This is a genomic window from Clostridium sp. M62/1, assembly GCF_020736365.1.
In the GTDB taxonomy this organism is placed as follows: domain Bacteria; phylum Bacillota; class Clostridia; order Lachnospirales; family Lachnospiraceae; genus Otoolea; species Otoolea saccharolyticum_A.
Genome location: NZ_CP085988.1, coordinates 3,546,196 through 3,566,896 on the forward strand (window position 1 = coordinate 3,546,196; position 20,701 = coordinate 3,566,896).

20 protein-coding genes are annotated in these 20,701 nt (G+C 49.2%); 4 read left to right on the plus strand and 16 right to left on the minus strand.

The features are described 5' to 3' along the window. Window positions 1-53: 53 nt before the first annotated feature. The 6 genes from pheA to LK436_RS16475 form a co-directional block, all read right to left on the minus strand. Window positions 54-1,181, minus strand: coding sequence for a prephenate dehydratase (gene pheA / locus LK436_RS16450; RefSeq protein ID WP_008397290.1), 1,128 nt, complete (start codon window positions 1,179-1,181; stop codon window positions 54-56). After that, window positions 1,141-1,911, minus strand: coding sequence for a lysophospholipid acyltransferase family protein (locus LK436_RS16455; RefSeq protein ID WP_008397289.1), 771 nt, complete (start codon window positions 1,909-1,911; stop codon window positions 1,141-1,143). Before LK436_RS16455 ends, pheA begins: the two co-directional genes overlap by 41 nt. Before the next feature lie 224 nt (window positions 1,912-2,135). Further along, window positions 2,136-3,656 (minus strand): cardiolipin synthase, encoded by a 1,521-nt coding sequence (gene cls, locus LK436_RS16460; protein WP_008397288.1) that lies wholly within the window; start codon window positions 3,654-3,656, stop codon window positions 2,136-2,138. A gap of 112 nt (window positions 3,657-3,768) precedes the next feature. Beyond that, window positions 3,769-3,948, minus strand: a complete 180-nt coding sequence (locus LK436_RS16465) for a DUF4250 domain-containing protein (RefSeq protein ID WP_008397287.1) — start codon at window positions 3,946-3,948, stop codon at window positions 3,769-3,771. After that, window positions 3,945-4,187 carry a hypothetical protein gene (locus LK436_RS16470; protein ID WP_015573235.1) on the minus strand — a complete coding sequence of 81 codons (243 nt, stop codon included), beginning with the start codon at window positions 4,185-4,187 and terminating at the stop codon, window positions 3,945-3,947. The genes LK436_RS16465 and LK436_RS16470 overlap by 4 nt, the downstream gene beginning before the upstream one ends. A gap of 97 nt (window positions 4,188-4,284) precedes the next feature. After that, window positions 4,285-5,562 (minus strand): DNA polymerase Y family protein, encoded by a 1,278-nt coding sequence (locus tag LK436_RS16475; RefSeq protein WP_008397285.1) that lies wholly within the window; start codon window positions 5,560-5,562, stop codon window positions 4,285-4,287. A gap of 701 nt (window positions 5,563-6,263) precedes the next feature. Here LK436_RS16475 and LK436_RS16480 point away from each other — a divergent pair. Next, entirely contained in the window at window positions 6,264-7,592 is a 1,329-nt protein-coding gene (locus tag LK436_RS16480) for a Na+/H+ antiporter NhaC family protein (RefSeq protein WP_008397282.1), read from the plus strand. 128 nt (window positions 7,593-7,720) lie between these two features. On the opposite strand, the gene LK436_RS16485 is transcribed toward LK436_RS16480, so the two are convergent. From LK436_RS16485 to LK436_RS18600, 7 genes are all read right to left on the minus strand, one after another. Then, window positions 7,721-8,182, minus strand: a complete 462-nt coding sequence (locus LK436_RS16485) for a low molecular weight protein-tyrosine-phosphatase (protein ID WP_044931093.1) — start codon at window positions 8,180-8,182, stop codon at window positions 7,721-7,723. A gap of 123 nt (window positions 8,183-8,305) precedes the next feature. After that, complete coding sequence (locus LK436_RS16490) at window positions 8,306-9,652, minus strand: restriction endonuclease subunit S (RefSeq protein ID WP_008397280.1); 1,347 nt, start codon at window positions 9,650-9,652, stop codon at window positions 8,306-8,308. Between the two features lie 86 nt (window positions 9,653-9,738). After that, window positions 9,739-10,638: a Fic family protein gene (locus LK436_RS16495; RefSeq protein ID WP_008397279.1), complete on the minus strand. Its 900-nt coding sequence runs from the start codon at window positions 10,636-10,638 to the stop codon at window positions 9,739-9,741. 218 nt (window positions 10,639-10,856) lie between these two features. Beyond that, on the minus strand, window positions 10,857-12,053 hold the full coding sequence (locus LK436_RS16500; protein WP_008399502.1) for an IS256 family transposase: 1,197 nt from the start codon (window positions 12,051-12,053) through the stop codon (window positions 10,857-10,859). Between the two features lie 518 nt (window positions 12,054-12,571). Then, window positions 12,572-12,940, minus strand: a complete 369-nt coding sequence (locus LK436_RS16505) for a TnpV protein (protein WP_008397276.1) — start codon at window positions 12,938-12,940, stop codon at window positions 12,572-12,574. Window positions 12,941-13,261: 321 nt separating this feature from the next. After that, the gene (locus tag LK436_RS16510) at window positions 13,262-14,152 is read right to left on the minus strand and encodes a site-specific integrase (RefSeq protein WP_416207811.1); all 891 of its coding nucleotides are present in this window, start codon (window positions 14,150-14,152) and stop codon (window positions 13,262-13,264) included. Next, the gene (locus tag LK436_RS18600; RefSeq protein ID WP_015574526.1) at window positions 14,115-14,372 is read right to left on the minus strand and encodes a hypothetical protein; all 258 of its coding nucleotides are present in this window, start codon (window positions 14,370-14,372) and stop codon (window positions 14,115-14,117) included. Before LK436_RS18600 ends, LK436_RS16510 begins: the two co-directional genes overlap by 38 nt. Before the next feature lie 222 nt (window positions 14,373-14,594). On the opposite strand from LK436_RS18600, the gene coaBC reads away from it, so the two are divergent. Beyond that, on the plus strand, window positions 14,595-15,812 hold the full coding sequence (gene coaBC / locus LK436_RS16515; RefSeq protein ID WP_008397273.1) for a bifunctional phosphopantothenoylcysteine decarboxylase/phosphopantothenate--cysteine ligase CoaBC: 1,218 nt from the start codon (window positions 14,595-14,597) through the stop codon (window positions 15,810-15,812). A 211-nt stretch (window positions 15,813-16,023) separates the two neighbouring features. Here the strand turns inward: coaBC and LK436_RS16520 are convergent, their stop codons facing one another. After that, complete coding sequence (locus tag LK436_RS16520) at window positions 16,024-16,431, minus strand: hypothetical protein (protein ID WP_008397272.1); 408 nt, start codon at window positions 16,429-16,431, stop codon at window positions 16,024-16,026. 42 nt (window positions 16,432-16,473) lie between these two features. Next, window positions 16,474-17,262, minus strand: coding sequence for an AraC family transcriptional regulator (locus LK436_RS16525; protein ID WP_044931090.1), 789 nt, complete (start codon window positions 17,260-17,262; stop codon window positions 16,474-16,476). A gap of 155 nt (window positions 17,263-17,417) precedes the next feature. Here LK436_RS16525 and LK436_RS16530 point away from each other — a divergent pair, with 155 nt between their 5' ends. Continuing rightward, complete coding sequence (locus LK436_RS16530; protein WP_008397270.1) at window positions 17,418-18,782, plus strand: alpha-glucosidase/alpha-galactosidase; 1,365 nt, start codon at window positions 17,418-17,420, stop codon at window positions 18,780-18,782. Between the two features lie 5 nt (window positions 18,783-18,787). After that, window positions 18,788-19,333, plus strand: a complete 546-nt coding sequence (locus tag LK436_RS16535) for an IS110 family transposase (RefSeq protein WP_008397269.1) — start codon at window positions 18,788-18,790, stop codon at window positions 19,331-19,333. A gap of 153 nt (window positions 19,334-19,486) precedes the next feature. On the opposite strand, the gene LK436_RS16540 is transcribed toward LK436_RS16535, so the two are convergent. Then, window positions 19,487-20,698: a Wadjet anti-phage system protein JetD domain-containing protein gene (locus LK436_RS16540; RefSeq protein WP_227910103.1), complete on the minus strand. Its 1,212-nt coding sequence runs from the start codon at window positions 20,696-20,698 to the stop codon at window positions 19,487-19,489. Between the last annotated feature and the right edge of the window lie 3 nt (window positions 20,699-20,701).

Consider the following 20,701-nt stretch of genomic DNA (forward strand, 5'->3'; position numbering starts at 1 on the left):
GACGCTTTCTGCGGTCTGGCTGCCGGCCGCAGAATCAGAATATGTAAACACTCTTAATAATTACCCAGTATCCTCATATGATTGGCCTCCCCGGCCACAGAACGCAGGGCATTAATCATATCAGGATCGTCCAGATTTCCCTCAATATCCACGAAGAACCGGTACTCCCAGTTTCTTCCCGGAATCGGGCGGGATTCAATCATCTGCATATTCAGATGGCTGAACGCAAAGTGATTCAGCATGTTATAGAGAGTGCCGCTCTCGTGGGGCAGCTCAAAGCAGATGCTCACCCGATTGGCCGCCTCCCGGTAAACGGGCTTTCTGGACAGAATCAGAAAGCGGGTGGTATTATTCTGACTGGAATTAATTCCCTCCGCCAGAATTTTAAGTCCATAGATCTTCGCTGCCTCGGCGCTGGCTACAGCAGCCTGGGTGCGGTCATTCTCATCCTTTACCCGCTTTGCCGCCACGGCATTGTTCTCCACGCTCACCTGCTTCCAGTCTCTTCTGGCATTCAGATACTCTGCCGACTGCATCAGGGCCTGGGGGTGGGCAGACACGGTCCGGATGTCGGAAAGCTCTGCGTCCCCGGTGCCTAACAGGCAGTGGCAGACCGGCACAAACACTTCTGCCACAATGTAATTCTCATACTTGAGAAGGAGATCATAATTGTCCGTCACAGCTCCTGCCGAGGAGTTCTCGATGGGAAGGACTGCATAGTCTGCATCGCCCTCATACACGGCCTTTGCTGCATCCTCGAACCGGCGCACATGGAACATGTCTGCTCCCTCCCCGAAATACCGGAGCACCGCTGCATGGCTGTAGGCTCCCTCCAGCCCCTGGTACACGACCCGGACGCCCTTCTTTTCAATGTCCTTCACCTTCTGAAACCCGAAATCCAGGGCCGTCTGTCCATTCTGCATCAGCCGGTACTGGTAGCGGCGGCTCAGCGTCATCATCTGCAGGAACAGTTCTCCCACCGCCTGCTTCATAAATTCTCCATCCGCCATGGCGGTGACAGTCTCTATCTTTTCTTTTTCCCTCTGGGGATCATAGACAGCCTTTCCTGTCTGTATCTTGAACTGGGCCACATCGGCGCAGAGCTTCATCCGCTCCTCAAACAGCCTGACGATCTCGCCGTCAATTTTGTCCAGCTTCTTCCTTATTTCCTGTAAGTCCATGCTGCTCTCTCTCCAACATCTCAAGTATTCGCTCCCGCGTATAGGCTCCCGGGAATTTTCTCTGCTCCGGCGAAAGCTCCTTTACGATAAAGGGCTCCCCAAACTCAATGGTTACATGGGCCGGCCGGATAATCGGGATATGCTTCTCGAAAATATCGGCAGTTCCCGTAATAGCAACCGGGATAACGGGGCATCCCGATTTCTCGGCTATCTTCAGGCTTCCCTCCTTAAAGGGCAAAAGCTCTGTCTCCAACGCATTTCTGTTTCTCGTCCCCTCCGGGAAAATCCAGATGGAAACGCCTCTTTTGATCTTTTCGATTCCCTGAAGGATTGTCTTGAGTCCCTCTTTCACATTTTCCCTGTCCATGAACAGGCAGTTTACCTGCACCATCCACTGGGACAAGAACGGCCATTTTATCATTTCCTTCTTTGCGACAAAGCCGAGAAGGCCTGGCACCGTCGTATAGCCTACCAGGATGTCAAAATAGCTTCTGTGATTGCCCACATAGAGCACAGGACGGTCCGCCGGAATATTCTCAGCTCCCTTTACCGTAACCTTCACGCCGGACACCTTTAAAATCACAGAAAATGCCCGCTTTACGATGTTCAGGCTCTTCCACTCCGCTGTTTCCCAGTCCTTCTCTCCCAGCTTTTTTAAGCGGTAGAGGACGCCTGATGAGAACAGCAGAAAGCAGATCAGAAAGCCTGCAACCAGTATAAATCTAATCATGTTTTCACCTCTCTGTCTGTTCTATTATATAGAAAGGAGGACTCAAATACAAGTCAGAAATGTGTAAAATACTTGTTCAGAATCCTGTTTTACGGAATTTTCAGAAGGTTTTTAAAAAGAAATGAACATCCCTGCCGCAAATGACGTTTTATCAACAAGTCAGAGCAGCATTTCTGCACCGCCGCCAGTCCTTTGCTCCCTCTTCCCGTCTCCTTCTGCCGCCCCTACAAAAGAGGCGACAGCAGCCGGCTGCACTGCTCTTTAAAGCGCACAGTCAGGCTCCTGGACTGGTAGATATCCATGGTCACCTCCCGGCACTGCTCCAGGTCTTTCTCAAAAATATCCTCCATCTCCCGGGTGGTCTGGCTGTTGTATATCACCGCATTGACCTCAAAGTTCAGCTCAAAGCTTCTGATGTCCATATTGGCCGTACCGTAGCAGCACACATTCCCGTCCACGCAGACGCCCTTGGCGTGAAGAAATCCGTTCTCATAGGTGTAGCACCTGGCCCCGGCCCGCAGCAGATCTCCCACGTAAGAATAGGTAGCCCAGTAGACGAAGGGGTGATCCGGCTTGCAGGGAATCATCAGTCTTACATCCACTCCGGATCTGGCCGCTATCTGGAGAGCTGACAGCACCGCATCATCCGGCACAAAATAAGGCGTCTGGATATAGATATGCTTCTTTGCCTTATGAAAAAGCTCCAGGTAATTATCCCTGATCTGCCGGTACATGGTATCGGGGCCGCTGGCAATGATCTGGACTCCCACCTCCGGTATGTGAACACAGGAGTATTTTCCGGAATCCTCCCGCATCTGTTCCCGGTCCGTGGGAATATGGGGTTCAAAATATTCTGCATTCTTAAAGAGATTCTCCCCGGCCGCATAGTTCCAGTCCAGCGCAAAGCGGATCTGCAGCCCCAGCACAGCCTCCCCGCAGAATTTCAGGTGCGTATCTCTCCAATAGCCGAATTTCGGATCCTTAGACACATACTCACGGCCGATATTAAAGCCTCCCACATATCCATACCGCCCGTCTATGACAACAATCTTTCTGTGGTTTCTGTAGTTGACGCGCAGATTCAGCCGCCCGAGCACCGGCGGAAAGAAAATGCCCACCTGTACCCCTGCCCGCCTGAGCCTGTCCCACTGTTTTGCCGGCATAAAGCGGCCGCCCATTCCGTCTGCCAGAATCCGCACCTCCACTCCTTCCTCCGCCTTCCTCTCCAAAATCGGGGCAATGGAGCCGAACACTTCATCATTTTTGATAATATAATACTCGATGTGGATATATCGCCTGGCTGCCTCAAGCTCTCTCCTCAGATCGGCAAATTTTTCCTCACCGTCTGTAAAAATCCGAACCTGGTTGTTGGTGGTAAGCACGCTCCCCGAGGTGTCCAGGTTATAGAGCACAAGGGATTCATAATCTCCCGCCAGCTCTCCCAGCAGAGCCAGATTCCTGCTTTTAATATAGCCTTCCTGGATTCTGGCAGGCAGATTCAGCCGGTCCTCCACCTCCTTGATGCGGAACATCCGGCTTTTTTTGAAGTCCTGGCAGAACAGAAGATAAAAGATAATCCCGAACACAGGGATAAAATTGAGCGCCAGAAGCCAGGCCCAGACGGTCTTCGGATCTCTTCGCTGAAAAAATACGATGCCGACGGACAAAATCAGATTGACGAAAAAAATATGATCAGAAATCCAGACACACACAGCCTGGGCAGTTTCCCAGAAAATCTCTACCATGGCAGGCACGGCTCAGAACACCTCCTCCCAGACGCCAAAAGGGAAATTGGACTATTCTATCAGAATATGCGGCTGTCCATCCCCTCAGGGACGTTTCACAAAGTGTTTCCTGTCAGCGGAACTGGTTTTTCTCCCTGTCATAAGTATATCCGGCCCGGGCCAGTTTTGATACAAGCTCCTCCCTGTCCGCCTCAAAATCCTCGCAGAAGTCATCCAGACTGCTGTAGGAATCGCGAAGCTTTGTATTGACAAAGCTCAGGCACATTATCGGGTCCTTTGGTATGATTCTCATTTCTCTTCCTCCTCAAATTCCACGGTGACGTAATAGCCCCTGGCATTCTCCTCAATTTTCTTCACAACGCCGTGATCTGCCTTCAGCCGGTCATTTAACCGGAACAGGCCGGACATGGCCACAGCCGGCTCTATCATATAGTTAACGTTAAAAGGCGTCACCGACTCACTGACCTCCACTACCTGCCCCTCCTTCACCAGTCCCGGGCGTTCCATTTTAAATACAATTTCCTTTTTCATATCCATTCCTCCAAACAAGTCACGCAAGCAGCCCTTTGCCCTGCGGCTCCGGCCTGCTTCTGCCGCCCAAACCAGTCTGCTACCCCGCCTCAATCTGCTACTCCACCTCAATCTCTGTATAGTCCAGCTTCTTCTCCGCCCGAACTGCACGGCCGGCCATGTGCTCAACGGGCTTTTTCAGAAAGGAGGCCCTCATAATCGCATCATTGCCAAACCTGGTCCGTATGGAATCCACCGCATGATCCAGCTTTTCCAGCTTCTCATAGTCTTCCCCTCCGAAAATATTCATCTGCCTGGCGCATCCCTCGTCCCGGATGCGGCTGGTGGAGATTCCCAGAAGGCGGATTGGAGAGCCGTCCCAGAGCTCCTCGAACAGACGGCAGGCCGCCTCGTGGAGCTCTGCGGTGATATTTGTGGGCGTCTCAAACACACTCTGGTGGGAGACGGTCTTCAGGCTGGTGTCCTTGATGGACACAGAGATTCCCTCCGCCTTCACATGGCTGTCCCTGAGCCTTCGCCCCACTGTCTCCGCCAAGGACAAGAGCACCATCCTGGCCGTTCCTGCATCCGTCACGTCAAAGGGGATTGTCGTGCTGTTTCCGTAATTCTTATTGTCCGGCTCCTCTGCTTCCACCACTCCCGCATCCCTGCCGTTGGCAAAATTCCAGATAACTTCCCCATGCTTTTTCAGGTGACTGCGCAGAAGCTCCGGATCAGTCCTGGCCAGATCCCCGATGGTGTGTATGCCCAGGCGCTTCAGGCTGCGCTCCGTAGCACCTCCCACGAAAAACAGCTCCCTGACAGGAAGAGGCCACATCTTCTCCTCAATCTCTTCCGGAAACAGCGTGTGAACCAGGTTGGGCTTCTTAAAGTCAGAGGCCATTTTAGCCAGCAGCTTATTGGAGGAGACTCCGATATTCACTGTAAAGCCAAGCTCCCTGTAAATCCTCTCCCTTATAGCCTCCGCTGCCTGCCTTGGCGGACCGAAGAGCTTCTCCATGCCTGTCATATTTACAAAGGCTTCGTCAATGCTGTACTGCTCCACCTCGGGCGAATACTCCCTGAGAAGTCTGATAAAGGCTTCCGACGACTTTCTGTACAGCTGATAGTTGGCCGGCACCAGCTTCAGACCGGGACATTTTTTCCTTGCCTCCAGGATAGACTCCCCTGTCCGCACACCGAACTTCTTGGCTGACTGAGACTTTGCGAGAATAATTCCCCTTCGGGACTGCCTGTCGCCCCCGACGGCGCACAGCTCCTCCCGGAGATCTACCGTTCCTCCCAGATGCCTCAGCCGATACACCGCCTCCCAGGACAGGAATGCACTGTTTACGTCTACATGAAAAATAACCGGCCTTACCTGTGGATTACTCAAGTCTCTTCACCTCACGATTCTGCTCAACTGATAGAATGATACAACAATTTTTGCGGGGGCGGTTTCTTCTCTATAGAACCCGCTTGCTGGGTGGTTTCTTCGCTATGCACCCCTCCTGCCGCGCGGTTCCTTCGCTATGCGTCGTTTTCAGTGAAATCTTTACTGCTCTCTTTTCTGAAATTATAGCAGAGGAGAGGGAGATGTTCAATCAGGGCATATAAAAATAAAGAAGGGAAATGCAGCCAGGGGGCTCTGTTTTTTGCAGGCCCCCATAGGGAAAACTCATGACCAGTACGCTCCCCCCTGAACAGGACATCACTTTTTCTGATTGTTTTTTGCATCTGTCTTGCAGGAATTGGCTGTATGGCTTATACTAGAATGAGCTGCGGCAGAATGTGTATTTTCAGGTAAATTTCCCATATCAGAGGTCTGTTCTCTGTTAGATATATACCGTCTGCCAATATGAAACTTCCTTTCTTTCCGCCTTTTCCATGAGGCAGGGCAGATTCTTTCTGTTTCGGCAGGAAGCAGGAAGTCGGTTTTCTGTCTCTGTCTGCCCCGCCGAGCAAATAAGCCGGGCAGGGATGAGCGCTCGCCTCAGTTTCTGCCTTACCTGCAGCTAAAAAACGGGACAGGCTTTCCTGCCCCCTCGGACACAGATATGAAACGAAACATAAATTTTTAGATCTGGAGATGTACTTATGGTAGCTAATCTAACACTGGCAGCCTTTCTCGGCGGACTTGTCGTCAGCCTGGTATTTGGTTTTCCCCTGGTATGCGCTCTGCTTTTCGGACTGGTTCTTTTTATCGCCTATGCCCGGTATATGAAGATCGGCGTCCGGAACATTGCCATGCTGCTTGCTGTGGGAATAAAAAAATCAAAAAATATCCTCATGATTTTTATTCTGATCGGCTTTCTCACCGCCCTGTGGCGGGCCTGCGGAACCATTCCCTTCATCGTATTTTACGGGATGAAGCTCATTATCCCTCCATTTTTTATGGTATCCGTATTTTTTCTGTGCTGTTTTGTCTCCTTCCTTATGGGAACCTCTTTCGGTACAGCCAGCACAGTAGGCGTGATCTGCATGATCATGGCAAAATTAAACGGAGCTTCCCCCGTGCTGGTAGGCGGCGCTGTTCTCTCAGGAATCTTTTTCGGAGACCGCTGTTCTCCCATGTCATCCAGCGCCAGCCTGGTGGCTTCCCTGACGGAAACAAAGCTGTATGACAATATCCGGCGGATGTTTCTTTCCTGTATTGTGCCGTTTTTTCTTACCTGCGTTCTGTACCAGCTTCTTGGAGGGCGCGCGGAGAGTTCTTCCGGCGTCTCCGGCTTAATGGATGAATTTCACCAGATGTTTGATCTCTCCTGGTACGTCGTCATTCCTGCTGCCGTGATTCTCATTCTCTGTATGCTGAAATGGGATGTTAAGCTGGTAATGGCCATCAGCGCTGTGCTCAGCTTCCTTCTCTGCCTTCTGGTTCAGCACATGGGGGTGAGGGAGGTGATCAGCTGCATGTTTGCGGGCTTCACCCCTGAGGGCGACAGCGAGCTTGTGCCGCTTCTCTCCGGCGGCGGCCTGTTCTCCATGATTAACGTAGGCCTGATTGTTCTGATTTCTTCCTCCTATCTGGGCATTCTGGAGGAAACAGGACTTCTCAAAAATATTCAGCGCATACTGGCAGGCATGTCGAAAAAATTCGGCCGTTTTCCCGCCATGTGCGCTGCCGGAATCGCCACTTCCATGTTCAGCTGCAACCAGACACTGGCCTCCATGCTCACCTGTGAACTGTGCAGAGGAGAATATGATAACAAGGAGGAGCTGGCTCTGGATCTGGAAGACTCCGTCATCGTCCTGGCAGCCCTGATTCCCTGGTCCATTGCCGGTTCTGTACCTCTCGCAACCATCGGAGCCGGAAGCATGAGCTTTCTGTTTGCCTTTTATCTCTATTTGCTTCCCGGGTGGAGGATTCTGACTGAGGCCATCGGAAAGAGGAGATTCAAAAAAGGGGAAAAACGGGATAGATAGAAAAAGAGAAATGATTAAAAACTGGAAAATAGGGCAGGAAACAGACAGGCAGGGTAAGAAAAAAAGAAAGTGTAAATCTGTACATCGGGTCCCGGAGCGTCAAGATGATGCTCCGGGGCCCGATGCCGTTACAGTTTCTTTTCAGACAGGTACTGCAGAAAGGCCTGGCAGCCTTCTGCAATATCGTCATAGGTGACATCAAAGTTGCCGGTATACCACGGGTCAGCGATGTCACGGGGAGAGGCGGAAAAGTCCAGAAGACGGAAGATTTTTCCATCCGGATCGCCGCCGGCAATGCGGCGCATGTTGGAAATATTGCGGGAGTCCATGCCCAGAAGATAATCATAGGCAGCGTAATCCTTCCGCGTCATCTGAACGGCGTATTTTTCCGCTGTGGAAATGCCGTATCTGCGCAGCTTCTCACGGGTTCCCGGGTGGACGGGGTTTCCGATCTCCTCCGTGCTGGTGGCAGCGGAAGCGATGAAAAACTCCTGCTCTCTGTGTAATTTTTTTACCATGTCTTTTAAGACAAATTCTGCCATGGGGGAGCGGCAGATGTTGCCGTGGCAAATGAAAAGTACTTTTATCATAATCTCTATATCCCTCCATAAGTCTGCAAGCCCTTGATTTTACTGGGTTTTTCGGACTTTCGGTTTTTCTTCAAATTTTCATAAGTCTCTATAAATCTATGTAGGATATCTTAAAAAGAACAGTCAGGGAACAACTACTCGCTTTATCAAACTAGGACAAGTAAAAGGTATGTTGGTGCCTGTACCACCTAGCGCTGAGCAAAGGCGTATTCCATCTTGAATAAAGGCGTGGGTTTTACAGAGTAACAAAAGGTACGGCATATACAATGTTTTTGTGTAGTCACGAAGCACATGAAGCTCAGTTGTTCCGGCACCATATCCATTAGGAAGATCGTGAATCACAGCAGATTTTCTATTCTGAAAACACGGAGTTATTTTTGCAATGACAACATCATTGTTGGCAAAATGTGTAAATCCGGATTTTACATTCTTCCACAACTTTTCCTCAAAGGTGTGGTCGTTGTTAAAGCCATCTTGTAAAAGCGGCATTGGCATAAATCCAACTACGGTGTCATCAGAAACAGCATTTCTTGGATTGACTGCAAGCAGGGAACCCATTCTAATCCACGCCCAGCTATCTGGAATATCGAACGGTATCTCGTCATCGATACAGCGCTCGATTCCGTCCAACTTCTCATAATGAGAATTATCCCTTCTGAAAATGATGGATTCGTGCTTATCACGCTTGATTTTGCCTGCCTTAATCAACTGCTCTTTCTCAGCACGAATGCGTTCTAGGAGAACGGATGCTGGTTCGTCAGCAGGGTCTTGGGGAACAAGTTTGCCTTGAATCGCTTCCTGTAAGATGGATTTTTTGAGTCGTGTCGGAAAGTCAGTGTTATAGGCTTGCAATGCATTTTCTTTTTTTCCATACAAATCAACCATCGGTATAACTTCCAAAAGTTTAGTAACGATTTGTTCCTGTTCTTTAATAGGCGGGATAGGAATAAATAGCTCTGCTATAGTTGATGGACGCAATTCCGTTTGATTTGTCGAACCTTCTCCTAATTTTTCAAGGAAAGGCTGGTAGTATTTCAAAACATAGAATAAATAATCTTTTTTCAACTGATTACAAGCTCGGATAATCGTCACGTGAGAATCTGGAACGATAATAGAATCATTTATCCGATCACTATCACGAAACATTCCAATTCGCCCCAGTGTACCATTTCCAGTTGAATTTATAATAATATCTTCATCAACCATGTACTCTTCAACAGGATATTTTTCAAATATTCGCATATCTAAAAATTTGGCTAATGAAATATCTATCTCGCCAAGTTTTACATTACACTTCTGAGCAAATACATAGACACTTCCATCAGATGCATACTTTGGTGATTTGCCACGTTTGATTTCCTTAATAACAAGATTTTTTAGTCTTGCCCATTCCCATGAATCTGGGATCTCAAACGGAACCTCGTCCGCAATACATACAGGCTCATTTTTCCCAACTTTCTCATAAGGCAAATTATCGGAACTAACACTCCAAAAAAATTTATCTCTTCCAAAGTGTCAAATTGACACTTTGGAACCAACTTTTGATACTTTGAAAATTATCTTACTTCATATGGGATTCTGAAATAATCCAAATACGCCTTATATCGATCCTGTGCGGTCAGGCAGGTATCTGTCAGATAGCCTTTTTCATTGTCCCACTCCTTCAATCCTCTATAGTAGAACATCTTCAGATTATCCTCAATAATAAATGGAACAATATTATATTTCAAACATTCTTTGAACATAATCAGCCTGCCCACACGACCGTTACCATCCTGAAACGGATGGATTCGCTCAAACCTTACATGGAAATCCAGAATATCCTCAAAGGTCTTTTCTTCTTTTGCATTGTACTCTGTCAGCAATGTTTTCATCTTACCGGCAACTTCTTCTGGTAGAGCAGTATCCATGCCGCCCACCTCATTGGGCAATTTCTTATAATCCCCCACTGCAAACCAGTCTTTTCTGGAATCGCTGGTTCCGCTTTTCAAAGTCAGATGAAGCTCTTTAATAAACTTCTCAGTCAAAGCAGATTTTGCATGGTCGATAATCATATCAATACATCGAAAATGATTTGACGTTTCAATCACATCATCTACATTAAGAACTTCATTCTCTATGCCGATGGTATTGGTCTCGAAAATATATCTGGTCTGATCATGGGTCAGACGACTTCCCTCAATATGGTTTGAGTTATACGTTAAATCAATTTGTGTTTTATGGTAAATACCGCCGGAATATTTACTTGCTTTTTGTTCCTGCAAGATATCCAGCAGTGTAAGTGGACGTTCTTTCTTTTTATTGGAACGCTCTGGTTTTTCGGCGTTCTCCGGAATATTCCAGGTCTTTCCGGTAAGAAAAGCGCCCTGCACACGCCCATGAGCACAGTAATTTCTCACACTGCGTTCCGATATACTCCATTTTTTTGCTATTTCAGCAACTGAAAGGTATCGCATCTGCTTTCCTCCGCTATCAATCGAATCCAATACTATACGAATCTACACTATAGTATATCACATTACCGGCAACAAATCCAATATCTCTTTCATTTATTAATATGTTTTTGCCGATTTCAGAAGTTTCAATTATCAAAACATATCACGGCTTATTTTGCCAGCGGATTGTGTCAATAGTTTTTCGCAAAATTAAAATCTTGCCGTTTGGCAGCCGGTAGTCAGCCGGCTATGATATCAGACAGCTGATCCTCTTCTGGATTGAAAAGATGATCCATATTCATGTAACGTCTGGCTCCCCAGCTTGTTGCTGCTACATGACGCAGTCTGGCACATACGAGCATCAAGGCGCTCTGCCCGTCAGGAAAAGCGCCGATCGCTTTTGTACGGCGTTTAATCTCACGGTTGAGACGCTCAATCGCGTTATTGGTCCGGAGCCGGGTCCAATGCTGCGTAGGAAAATCCATATAGGTCAAGGTTTCCTCGATTCCGTCCTCCACCTTTTTGGCAGCTTTGGCAAGCTTCATAGACCGGAGTTTTTCCGATACCTGGAGCGCTTTTTCACGAGCAGCATCCTTGCTCTCCTGTGCATGGATCGCCTTGAGCATAAGCGCTACCGTTTTCATCTTGTTACGGGGCGTAACAGAAAATATATTTCTGTAAAAATGAACTGTACAACGCTGATATCTGGCATCCGGAAAGACTTCTGGAATCGTTTCAAGCATGCCGAGGTTCTTGTCGCCAATGATCAATCGAACACCAGTAAGCCCGCGTTCCTTCAGCCATACGAAGAAAGAACGCCAGCTTTCACGATCTTCCTTCATCCCTTCAGCGGCACCAAGGATCTCCCGGCAGCCATCCTGGCTGACGCCAATGGCAACAAGAACAGAAACATTCTGGATTTCGCCGCCCCAGCTGCGTTTCAGGTAAACGCCATCTACGTAAACATAAGGATAGCTTCCAGAAAGCGGACGGGTACGCCAGGTTTCGATATGTTCATAAGCCTTTTTGTTCAGGTTACTGATGGTTCCAGGAGATACTTTTGTTCCCCATAAAGCCTCGGTGATATCCTCAACGCGGCGTACAGAAACACCGGCCAGATACATCTCAATCAGAGCTTCTTCCACGGAAGATTCTCTGCGGCGATATCTTTCAATAATGGCCGTCTCGAAAGGAATGCCCTTGAGTTTTGGAACTTTCAGCTCCACTTCGCCTGCAGCTGTATGGAGATTCCGTTTATAATGGCCGGAACGATATCCCTGGCGATCAGAAGAACGCTCATACTTTTCAGCGTTAACTAATTCGTCGGCTTCCTTATCAAGCAGGGCATTTAAAGTCTCCTCAACACTGCTGCGGACAAGATCCTTTAAATCGTGCTTTATTAAATCCTCATTTAGCTGTATAATCTTATCAGACATGGTTTTATAGCCTCCTTTGATAGATTTGGTTGTGGTGACTTAATTTTACCAAACGGCTATAGACCATGTCTATTTTTATGAAATTAATTTTGCGAAATTAATTATACGTCATCTGCCAGCGTCCTATTATTCACGTATTTATTCACCAATTTTCGATTATTAAAAATCACGCACACTTCATTCGTTTTTGTGTTCATATTTTATTAAACGCCCATGCTGGGCAAACAAAATGGCGAAGTGCTTATCGTAACACTTCGCCGAAAGCCTAATCGGTTTGAGCATAATATGCTTGATTAGGTCTGTTTTAATATTTTATGTAATTTAACTGAATTTAAACGCTCAAATGTGCTTTCCAATCTGTCGGCATATTCATTGCAGTAAAACTAAGCACACTACCATTATTCTGAAACAGCTTGTACCCATGAAGCAAACATTTTCTATGATGGATTCACCAAATTCCCTTTTTAGAGATATACTGATAATTAGATGCCAAAATCGAATATGTCCTGTATTGTCAATTATCTATAAATCAATTCGTCCAGTACAATTTCTTCCACACGGTTGTGGATACTATTCATTCTCTGAATCCATTCCCACTGATTATCTTCTTTCATCTTCTCAGTTACAGACTCAGCTTCCTGCATCTGTTTGATAATCACCTGTAACCTACTCTGTGCCTGCTCATTGGCATCTGCAAGATAAGTCCAGAGCTGACAACTTAAAATCAAATCGTTATACAGCATCGGATTATTTTCTTTCAAATATTCACGGTGCATACATCCATATTTTCCAATACGTCGTTCTTCTTCCGGCAGATTCCAGTCCGGAATGTAGTAATCTCCGACCAGTACATAATCAATCCCATTTTCTCTTCTTCTGTCCTTCATAAGTTTAACCTCGATTCATGATTTTTTGTCACATCGAGACTCACTGGTGTAGTAGTGGTGTAGTAGACACCTTCCGAAGTCCGGAAACCATTGATTTTACAGGCTTTTCCGGGACTTTTCAAGATACTGCCGTGGCAAACGAAAAGTATTCTAATCATCTATCTAAAACTCCTTGAATTTACTGTATTTCCTTGATTTATCGGTACTTTCCCTCGTTCGCTCTTTCCTCCTGCCCGTGGCATATCGCAGCATAAATCAGCACATCTTTTCCCTCAAAAGTAGTAAAAAAAGTAGTAAATTAAGGGCTGTTTCCCCATTTTACTACTCGGCATTTACTACCCTTTTCAGTTCCTCTTTTGCGTCGTCGTAACCTATGTGCGTATAAGTGTTCAAGGTTACTCCGATGTCAGAGTGTCCCATAAGGTACTGTAAGGTTTTCGGGTTCATGCCGCTTTTTGCCATATTGGAGCAAAAGGTATGTCTGCAAATGTGCGGCGTAACTTTCGGCATTTGCACTTTATAAATACTGTTGTACTTCTCGCAGATATGCTGAAAATATTTCTCCCAGTGCAGAGCGGCCATAGGCATATCATTCTTATCCAAATATAAGAAGCCACATTTGAAGCCACATTTGCCGTCAATCATAGGTTCCACCCGCGGCCTCTTCCTGTTGGAGATAATACGCTCAAAGCACTCATACACTTCATCAGACATGGGAATTTCTCTTGTCCCGCAAGTGGTCTTTGTATCTTCTATCACATATTCCATGTTCCTCTTTCGTTGGAGCTGATGATTGACACTGATTTTTCTGTTCTTCATATCAATATTCGCAAGTGTCAGTCCAACAAATTCAGAGATACGCAGCCCGGTCTTAAACAGAATATATATTCCCTCATAGTATCTGCAAAAATGCTTGTCGTTCGCCAAAAATTCAAGGAAAGCCCTTTCCTGCTTTCTTGTGATTGCTTCTCTTGTCACACTGTCATTCACAACAACAGTAGCAAGTTGAAATTCAAACGGATTTTTGCGTATCAAATCATCATCAACCGCCATTTGAAATGCAGGTCTAACGACACCTCTAATAGAGTGAATGGAGCTGTAACCCCGTCCGTCTTTCTGCAATTTTATCAGCCAGCACTTCGCGTCAGACAACTTAACCTTGTCAATTCTTCTTTTACCAAATTCTTCTTTCTTGATAATTATTGAGGACAAAGTTATAATTTGCTTCCGTGTTGTGCCGCACCCCTGTTTTCTGCAACAGGTACTTTCTAACCAGTTGTTCCACCGTCATTTCTCCGCCGCGTGGGACAATTTCATCATCAATATCTTTCAATATCAATTTTTCCTTTTCTCTTAAAGAAAGGTCGTCCCGGTGTTGGCTCTCTCCGTTGCGGAGAATACGATTTCGTCTGTCCCGTCTTTTTCCGCTCATGTCCATGCTCCTTTCATACAAAAAGAGCCCTGCCGTGATATGCTAAATTATACCATAGGCAGAGCCCCTTTTCTATTCTTAATTTAAGCAGCACTGAAAACGGAGAGGTGGAATTTAAAATTTCATTTTTGGCAACTCTTTCATGCAGACTGGGGGCTGGGATTTCCTCCTTTCCTGTGGTATACTGAGACTATCAGAACATTTCAAAAAGGAGGAACCTCCATGCTAAAAGGAAAAACCGTGCTGCTGGGCGTTTCCAGCAGCATTGCCGCTTATAAAGCTGCTTCCCTAGCGTCTTTGCTGGTGAAGCAGCACGCCAACGTCCATGTGCTCATGACCCAAAACGCCACCCGCTTTATCTCCCCCATGGTCTTTGAGACCCTCACTGGCAACAAGGCCCCGGCAGACACCTTTGACCGGTGCTTCCAGTTCGACGTGGAGCACATCTCCCTGGCCAAGCAGGCGGACATAGTCATGGTGGCTCCGGCCACCGCCAACGTAGCCGCCAAATTGGCCCACGGTATCGCCGACGACATGCTCACCACCACGGTGCTGGCCTGCAAGTGCCCCAGACTCCTCTCCCCAGCCATGAACACCCAAATGTATGAGAACCCCGTGACCCAGGACAACCTGCGAATTCTCCGGGAATACGGCTGGCAGGTGGTAGAGCCCGCCAGCGGTCACCTGGCCTGCGGGGACAGCGGCAAGGGCAAGCTCCCGGAGCCGGAGGTGCTGCTGGACTGGATTTTGCAGACCATTGCCCGGGAAAAGGACATGGCCGGACTGAAGGTGCTGGTCACCGCCGGCCCCACCCAGGAGGCTCTCGACCCGGTGCGGTATCTCACCAACCACTCCTCCGGGAAAATGGGCTACGCGATTGCCAAGGCTGCCGCCCGCCGGGGCGCCCAGGTAACGCTGGTTACCGGCCCCACCGCTTTGGAGCGTCCCCGGTTCGTGGAGACCGTGGAAATCGTTTCAGCGGAGGATATGTTCCGGGAAGTCACCGCCCGGGCCCCGGAGCAGGACATCATCATCAAGGCGGCGGCGGTGGCGGATTACACTCCTGTCCAGGTTGCCCAGGACAAAGTGAAAAAATCCGACAACGACCTGTGCATCCCCTTGAAGCGTACCCAGGACATCCTGCAAACTCTGGGGGACCACCGCCGGGAAGGCCAGTTCCTCTGCGGTTTTTCCATGGAGACCCGGGATATGGTGGAAAACTCCCGGAAAAAGCTGGAGAAAAAGCACGTGGACATGATTGCCGCTAATAACCTAAAGGAAGCCGGGGCGGGCTTTGCCGTGGACACCAACCTGCTGACCCTCATCACCCGGGACGGGGAAAAATCTCTGTCCCTTATGAGCAAGGACGAGGCTGCCGACGTCCTGCTGACGGAGATTCTGAGGCTGCGGGATTTGAAAAATCACCCCCGGGAAAACTAACCGGAAAACACAGGCGGAGAAGCCAAAATAAAACTTCTCCGCCCTTATTTTTCCTTATTCGCGGCGACCACCTTCGCGTCGGCACTGCCGTCCGGCAGGCGGGAGACCTCAATGCAGTTGCCAATCCAGACCGCCGCAGGCATTGTGGACAGTCCGCTCCTGGCTGCTCCACAGGGTATAGCGGTCCCGGCTGAACCGGATGAGGAACCGGTTAGCGCAGCTCAAAACCTCCTCCAGCATGATACTCAGGGCGTACTTGTCCATGGAAACCTGTCGGTGATTGCTCCCTGAAAGGAACTTGTACAGCCTGTATGCTGGATTTCTTTTGCTGAGATTTTTCGCCCCAGCCCCGGTTCAGGCCGACCAGATGAGCTTTGGCCTCCTGATATTGCTGGCAAGCTGTTTTCTCCAGTAGGATTTCCGTATCACAGACGTCCTGCAAAAGCCGGAAGAGCATCTCCGTCCGGGAGACCCGGCGGGCGTCGGCAGCCTGAATTTCAGCGTCCTCCTGGCCGCGCATCATCCACTGGCTGTGGATGGAAAGAAGATTGGGATAATAGAGCCGCAGCTGCTTAACGGGCAGATACCCCGGCAACTGTCGGGCGTTGGGAGCGGCCATAGAGCATCCGCCCCAGGTGCCAGTCGAAGGTACGGATGAATTTCAAAGGAACTCCTCCTTTTCCGTTTGTCGTCTGCTGTATTCCCGGGGGAAAACGCCGAAGTGCTTTTTGAACATCCGTGAAAAGCTGAAAATGTCCGGATACCCAGTGGACAGGGCCGCCTTCCCTGGAGAATACCCGTGCTCTGTCATGAGCTGGCAGGCACGCCCCATCCGGTAATCCGTCAGGTACTGCTGGGGGGATTTCCCTGTCTTTTTCCGGAACAGGGTGCTGAAATAGGAGCGGTTCAGGTTCAGCTTCCCCGCAAGTTCCCCAATGGACACGTCCCGCATATAGTTGGCTTCCAGATAAGTTCTGGCCTGCTCCACATAGTCCTCGCCGCCGGCGGGCTTTTCCTCCAGGGCCGCCAGCAGCTGAAACGCCTTTCCGCAGAGGAACAGTTCCCGGCCATCTGTCTGGTTCTCCGCCTCCAACATGGAGCTGAAAATGCTCCCGCATCGGGACGCGTTCACCACTGCCTCCTGCAAAAGGCACTCCGGCAGAGGAATGCCGCAGGTAAAACCAATCCAAATATACTCCCAGGGTTCCCGACGATCGGCCTCATAATAGGTGACTTCAAAGGGCCGAATGACGAACATCTGCCCTGCCCGCACCGGGCTTTCCTTCCCTTCGGCGGTAAAGGCTCCCCTGCCCTGGATCACATAATGCAAAAGCCAGTAAAACCGCGCCGCCGGGCCGAAGGAGTGGCCTGGCGCACAGGCTTCCCAGCCGCAGTCCACCGGGTTAATATCGTGCCAATGGCGGTTCACCAGCAGTATTTGCTTATCCATTCTGCACCCTCCCATTTGCAAGAATACTGCTAACATTTTACCAAAGAAATCACACACCGTGCAATAGGCTTTTCTCCGGCCCGGTGGTATCATAATGCCAGGAAAGCCCTCTGGAAATCCAGGGGGCGGAATCATCATAAGCAGGAGGATGCTATATGAATAAGATCACTTTTATGGGCGCGGGCAGCACCGTGTTTGTCCGCAATGTGCTGGGAGACTGCATGTGTACCCAATCCCTCCGGGACTGGGAATTCGCTCTGTACGACATCGATCCCGTCCGCTTGCAGGAGAGCTTTGAGATCATCTCCGCCATGAACAGGACCAAGGGCGGACACGGGAAGGTCACCGCCTATCTGGGAGTTGAAAATCGGAAGGAAGCCCTCCGGGGGGCCCGATTCGTAATCAACGCCATCCAAGTGGGCCTCTATGACCCCTGCACCATCATCGACTTCGAGGTACCCAAGAAGTACGGTCTGCGCCAGACCATCGGCGATACCCTGGGGATTGGCGGCATCATGCGTGCCCTGCGCACCATTCCCGTCATGGACGACTTCGCCAGGGATATGCAGGAAGTCTGCCCGGATGCCCTGTTCCTCAACTACACCAACCCTATGGCCATGCTCTCCGGCTACATGCAGCGGTACACGGGCATCGAAACCGTGGGCCTGTGCCACAGCGTCCAGGTGTGCTCGGAATTCCTGCTGAAGGAACTGGGCATGGAGGACAAGCTGGAAGGCCGCCGGGAGCGCATTGCCGGCATCAACCACATGAGCTGGCTGTTGGAGCTGCGGGACAAAGACGGCAACGACCTGTATCCGGAAATCCGCCGCCGGGCCAAGCTGGCTGTGGACGCCCACCTCTATGGGGAAACTCAGGACGCCCCCGACTGGGTGGAGAAAACCCGCTATGACCTGGTGCGTCTGGACTACATCCGCCGTTTTGGCTACTACTGCACGGAATCCATCGAGCACAACTCCGAATACAATATGTTCTACATCAAATCCAAATATCCGGAGCTCATTGACCGCTACCATATCCCTCTGGACGAATACCCCCGCCGCTGCGTAGAGCAGATTGCCGGCTGGGAAAAGGAACGGGACGAGCTGCGCGCCCAGAAAAAGCTGGAGCACGAACGTTCTCGGGAATACGCTTCCTACATTATAGAGTCCATTGTCACGGGCACACCCTACAAAATCGGAGGAAACGTACTTAACACCGGAGGCCTCATTGAAAACCTGCCCTCCGACGCCTGTGTGGAGGTGCCCTGCCTCATTGACGGCATGGGGGTACATCCTTGCCGGGCGGGCCGCCTGCCGGTGCAGTGTGCCGCCATGAACATGACCAACATCAATGTGCAGCTGCTGACCATCGAAGCCGCCGTGACCCGGAAGAAAGAGCACATCTATCAGGCCGCCATGCTGGATCCCCATACCGGCAGCGAGCTGGACCCGGACACCATTGTCAAGCTGGTGGACGACCTTATTGAGACCTACGGGAACTGGTTACCCGCGTATCATTAAAAAGTTTGAAAAAGAAGCTACCTGAACTCCGTGATGCCATTGACGGCTATATCACAGTGGAACAGGCCGGCAAACTCAAGGTGAACAAGGCTCATTATGAAAACCTTGAATCCTGGAAAGCAGAGCTTGAAGAACTCATTCTTGCGCCCGCCGCTCCCTACCAGCAGGAACTTTCCATTCTTCAAACTGCTCCAGGTATCCGCAGTGACTTCACTGCCATCGGGATCATTTCCGAGATCAGTACCAATATGGAGGCTTTTCCTTCGGCGAAACACTTATGCTCATGGGCCGGACTGACTCCGGCCAACAATGAAAGCGCAGGAAAGAAAAAATCTGTCCGGGTTTCCAAGGCCGGATGCTATATCAGGCCACTGCTGGTGCAGTGTGCCAATGCTGTCGTTACCAGCAAAAAGCATCCTGAAATACGCAACCGTTATCTCCGTATAAAAAGCGTTGCGGTCACAAGAAGGCAATTATCATTGCGAGAAATCAAGGTTATCAGATCAAGTCAGCAACTGCATAACCTTAACTTTTCAGAATTCAATTTTTAAAGCAGCCACCGAAAGGTGGCTGCTTTGTCATGCGATTAAGGGAATAAATACCCTTTACCTTTCATTTTCAATCTTGTACCTCTGCATAACTCCTGTATTTCTTCGCAAATAATATCTGCCTCCATATCGGTATGCAGGTCATCCCATAGATTTTCACAGCTCATAATAGCTGACTATCTCCTGCTCCAGCTTCACACCCCGCTCCAGCATATATTCTGCCAGTTCCCGGTACATCTCCTGTTTTTCCAGAGACTTCAGGCGCACTCGATCCTGCTCTGTCAGCGGATGCAGGCAGGACTGAAAGCGTACGTCTTCCAATTCCGCGCGCGACATCCGGTACATCTGAAACGGGATACCGGTCACACGGCACAAATGCTCATGGATATAAAGCCCTCCAGCGTCGATATCTCCGAAATGGCGGTAGACAAGCGTTGGATTGTCGGAAAATATTTTTTTCAGGAAGTCTCTCTGATAACGGGTGGCATAACCGCCCAGATAAAATAGAGCTGTTTTCGAGCTGTCACACCTCAGCCAGGAGGTATAGTTTTCCACCGTAGTAAAAACCGCCGTTTTGACCGTTATCTGCTCAATCTTATACAGTTCATCAGCAAAAAATTCAATACCGTTGGGAAACGCCCCAATCTCCAGTTCTTTCCCAAGGATGCGTACCGTCATATCCCCCTTCAGGCACAGCTTCTGCTTTTCCCGTGTAATATGATATTCCTCCAGGATCTCGTCTTCCAGCTCTGCTGGGCCGCATGGACGGCCCAGGCAGTCCCGGAGTGCCCTGCAAACGGATCCCAGCACATTTTCCTCCAGATATTTGGAGTCCCCGTAGATCAGCAGAGAAGCTTCGCGCAGATACAGTTCTTTCTCATTATTCTCAATAAAGACAAGTGCTTTGAGAAGGTCTTCCGTCTGATGATATCGGGGCGGAATCCTGTTCTTTTCCAGAGCCTGACGCAGCTTTATACACTCCTGTTCCGCTGCGGGCGAACGTCCGCTGTACCCGGCAATCAGCCCTTCCACGTACTTCCGTTTCGCAGATTTTGGCTCATATCCATATTTTGTTTCCAGATAGTCCTCGATCTCGCCGATTTTTTCATCCACCAGATAAATGCTCTGGATCTCGCTGCTGAATCCCTCTGTCTCATAGGTCACAAATCCTTCTTGACTGCACCGGAAAATCGCCTGATTCACTGCCTCAATCTGTGTCATATCGCCGTCGTTGCGGCTGTAATTCTTATAAAGCTGAGACGGATTCAGTTTTGTCCGTCTCGTAATCACATTGGTCCCCCTGTCTTTTTTGCTCTTCCTGTATTTATCCGCCAGGGCAGCCAGCAGCTTTTCTTCGTAATTCACCATATC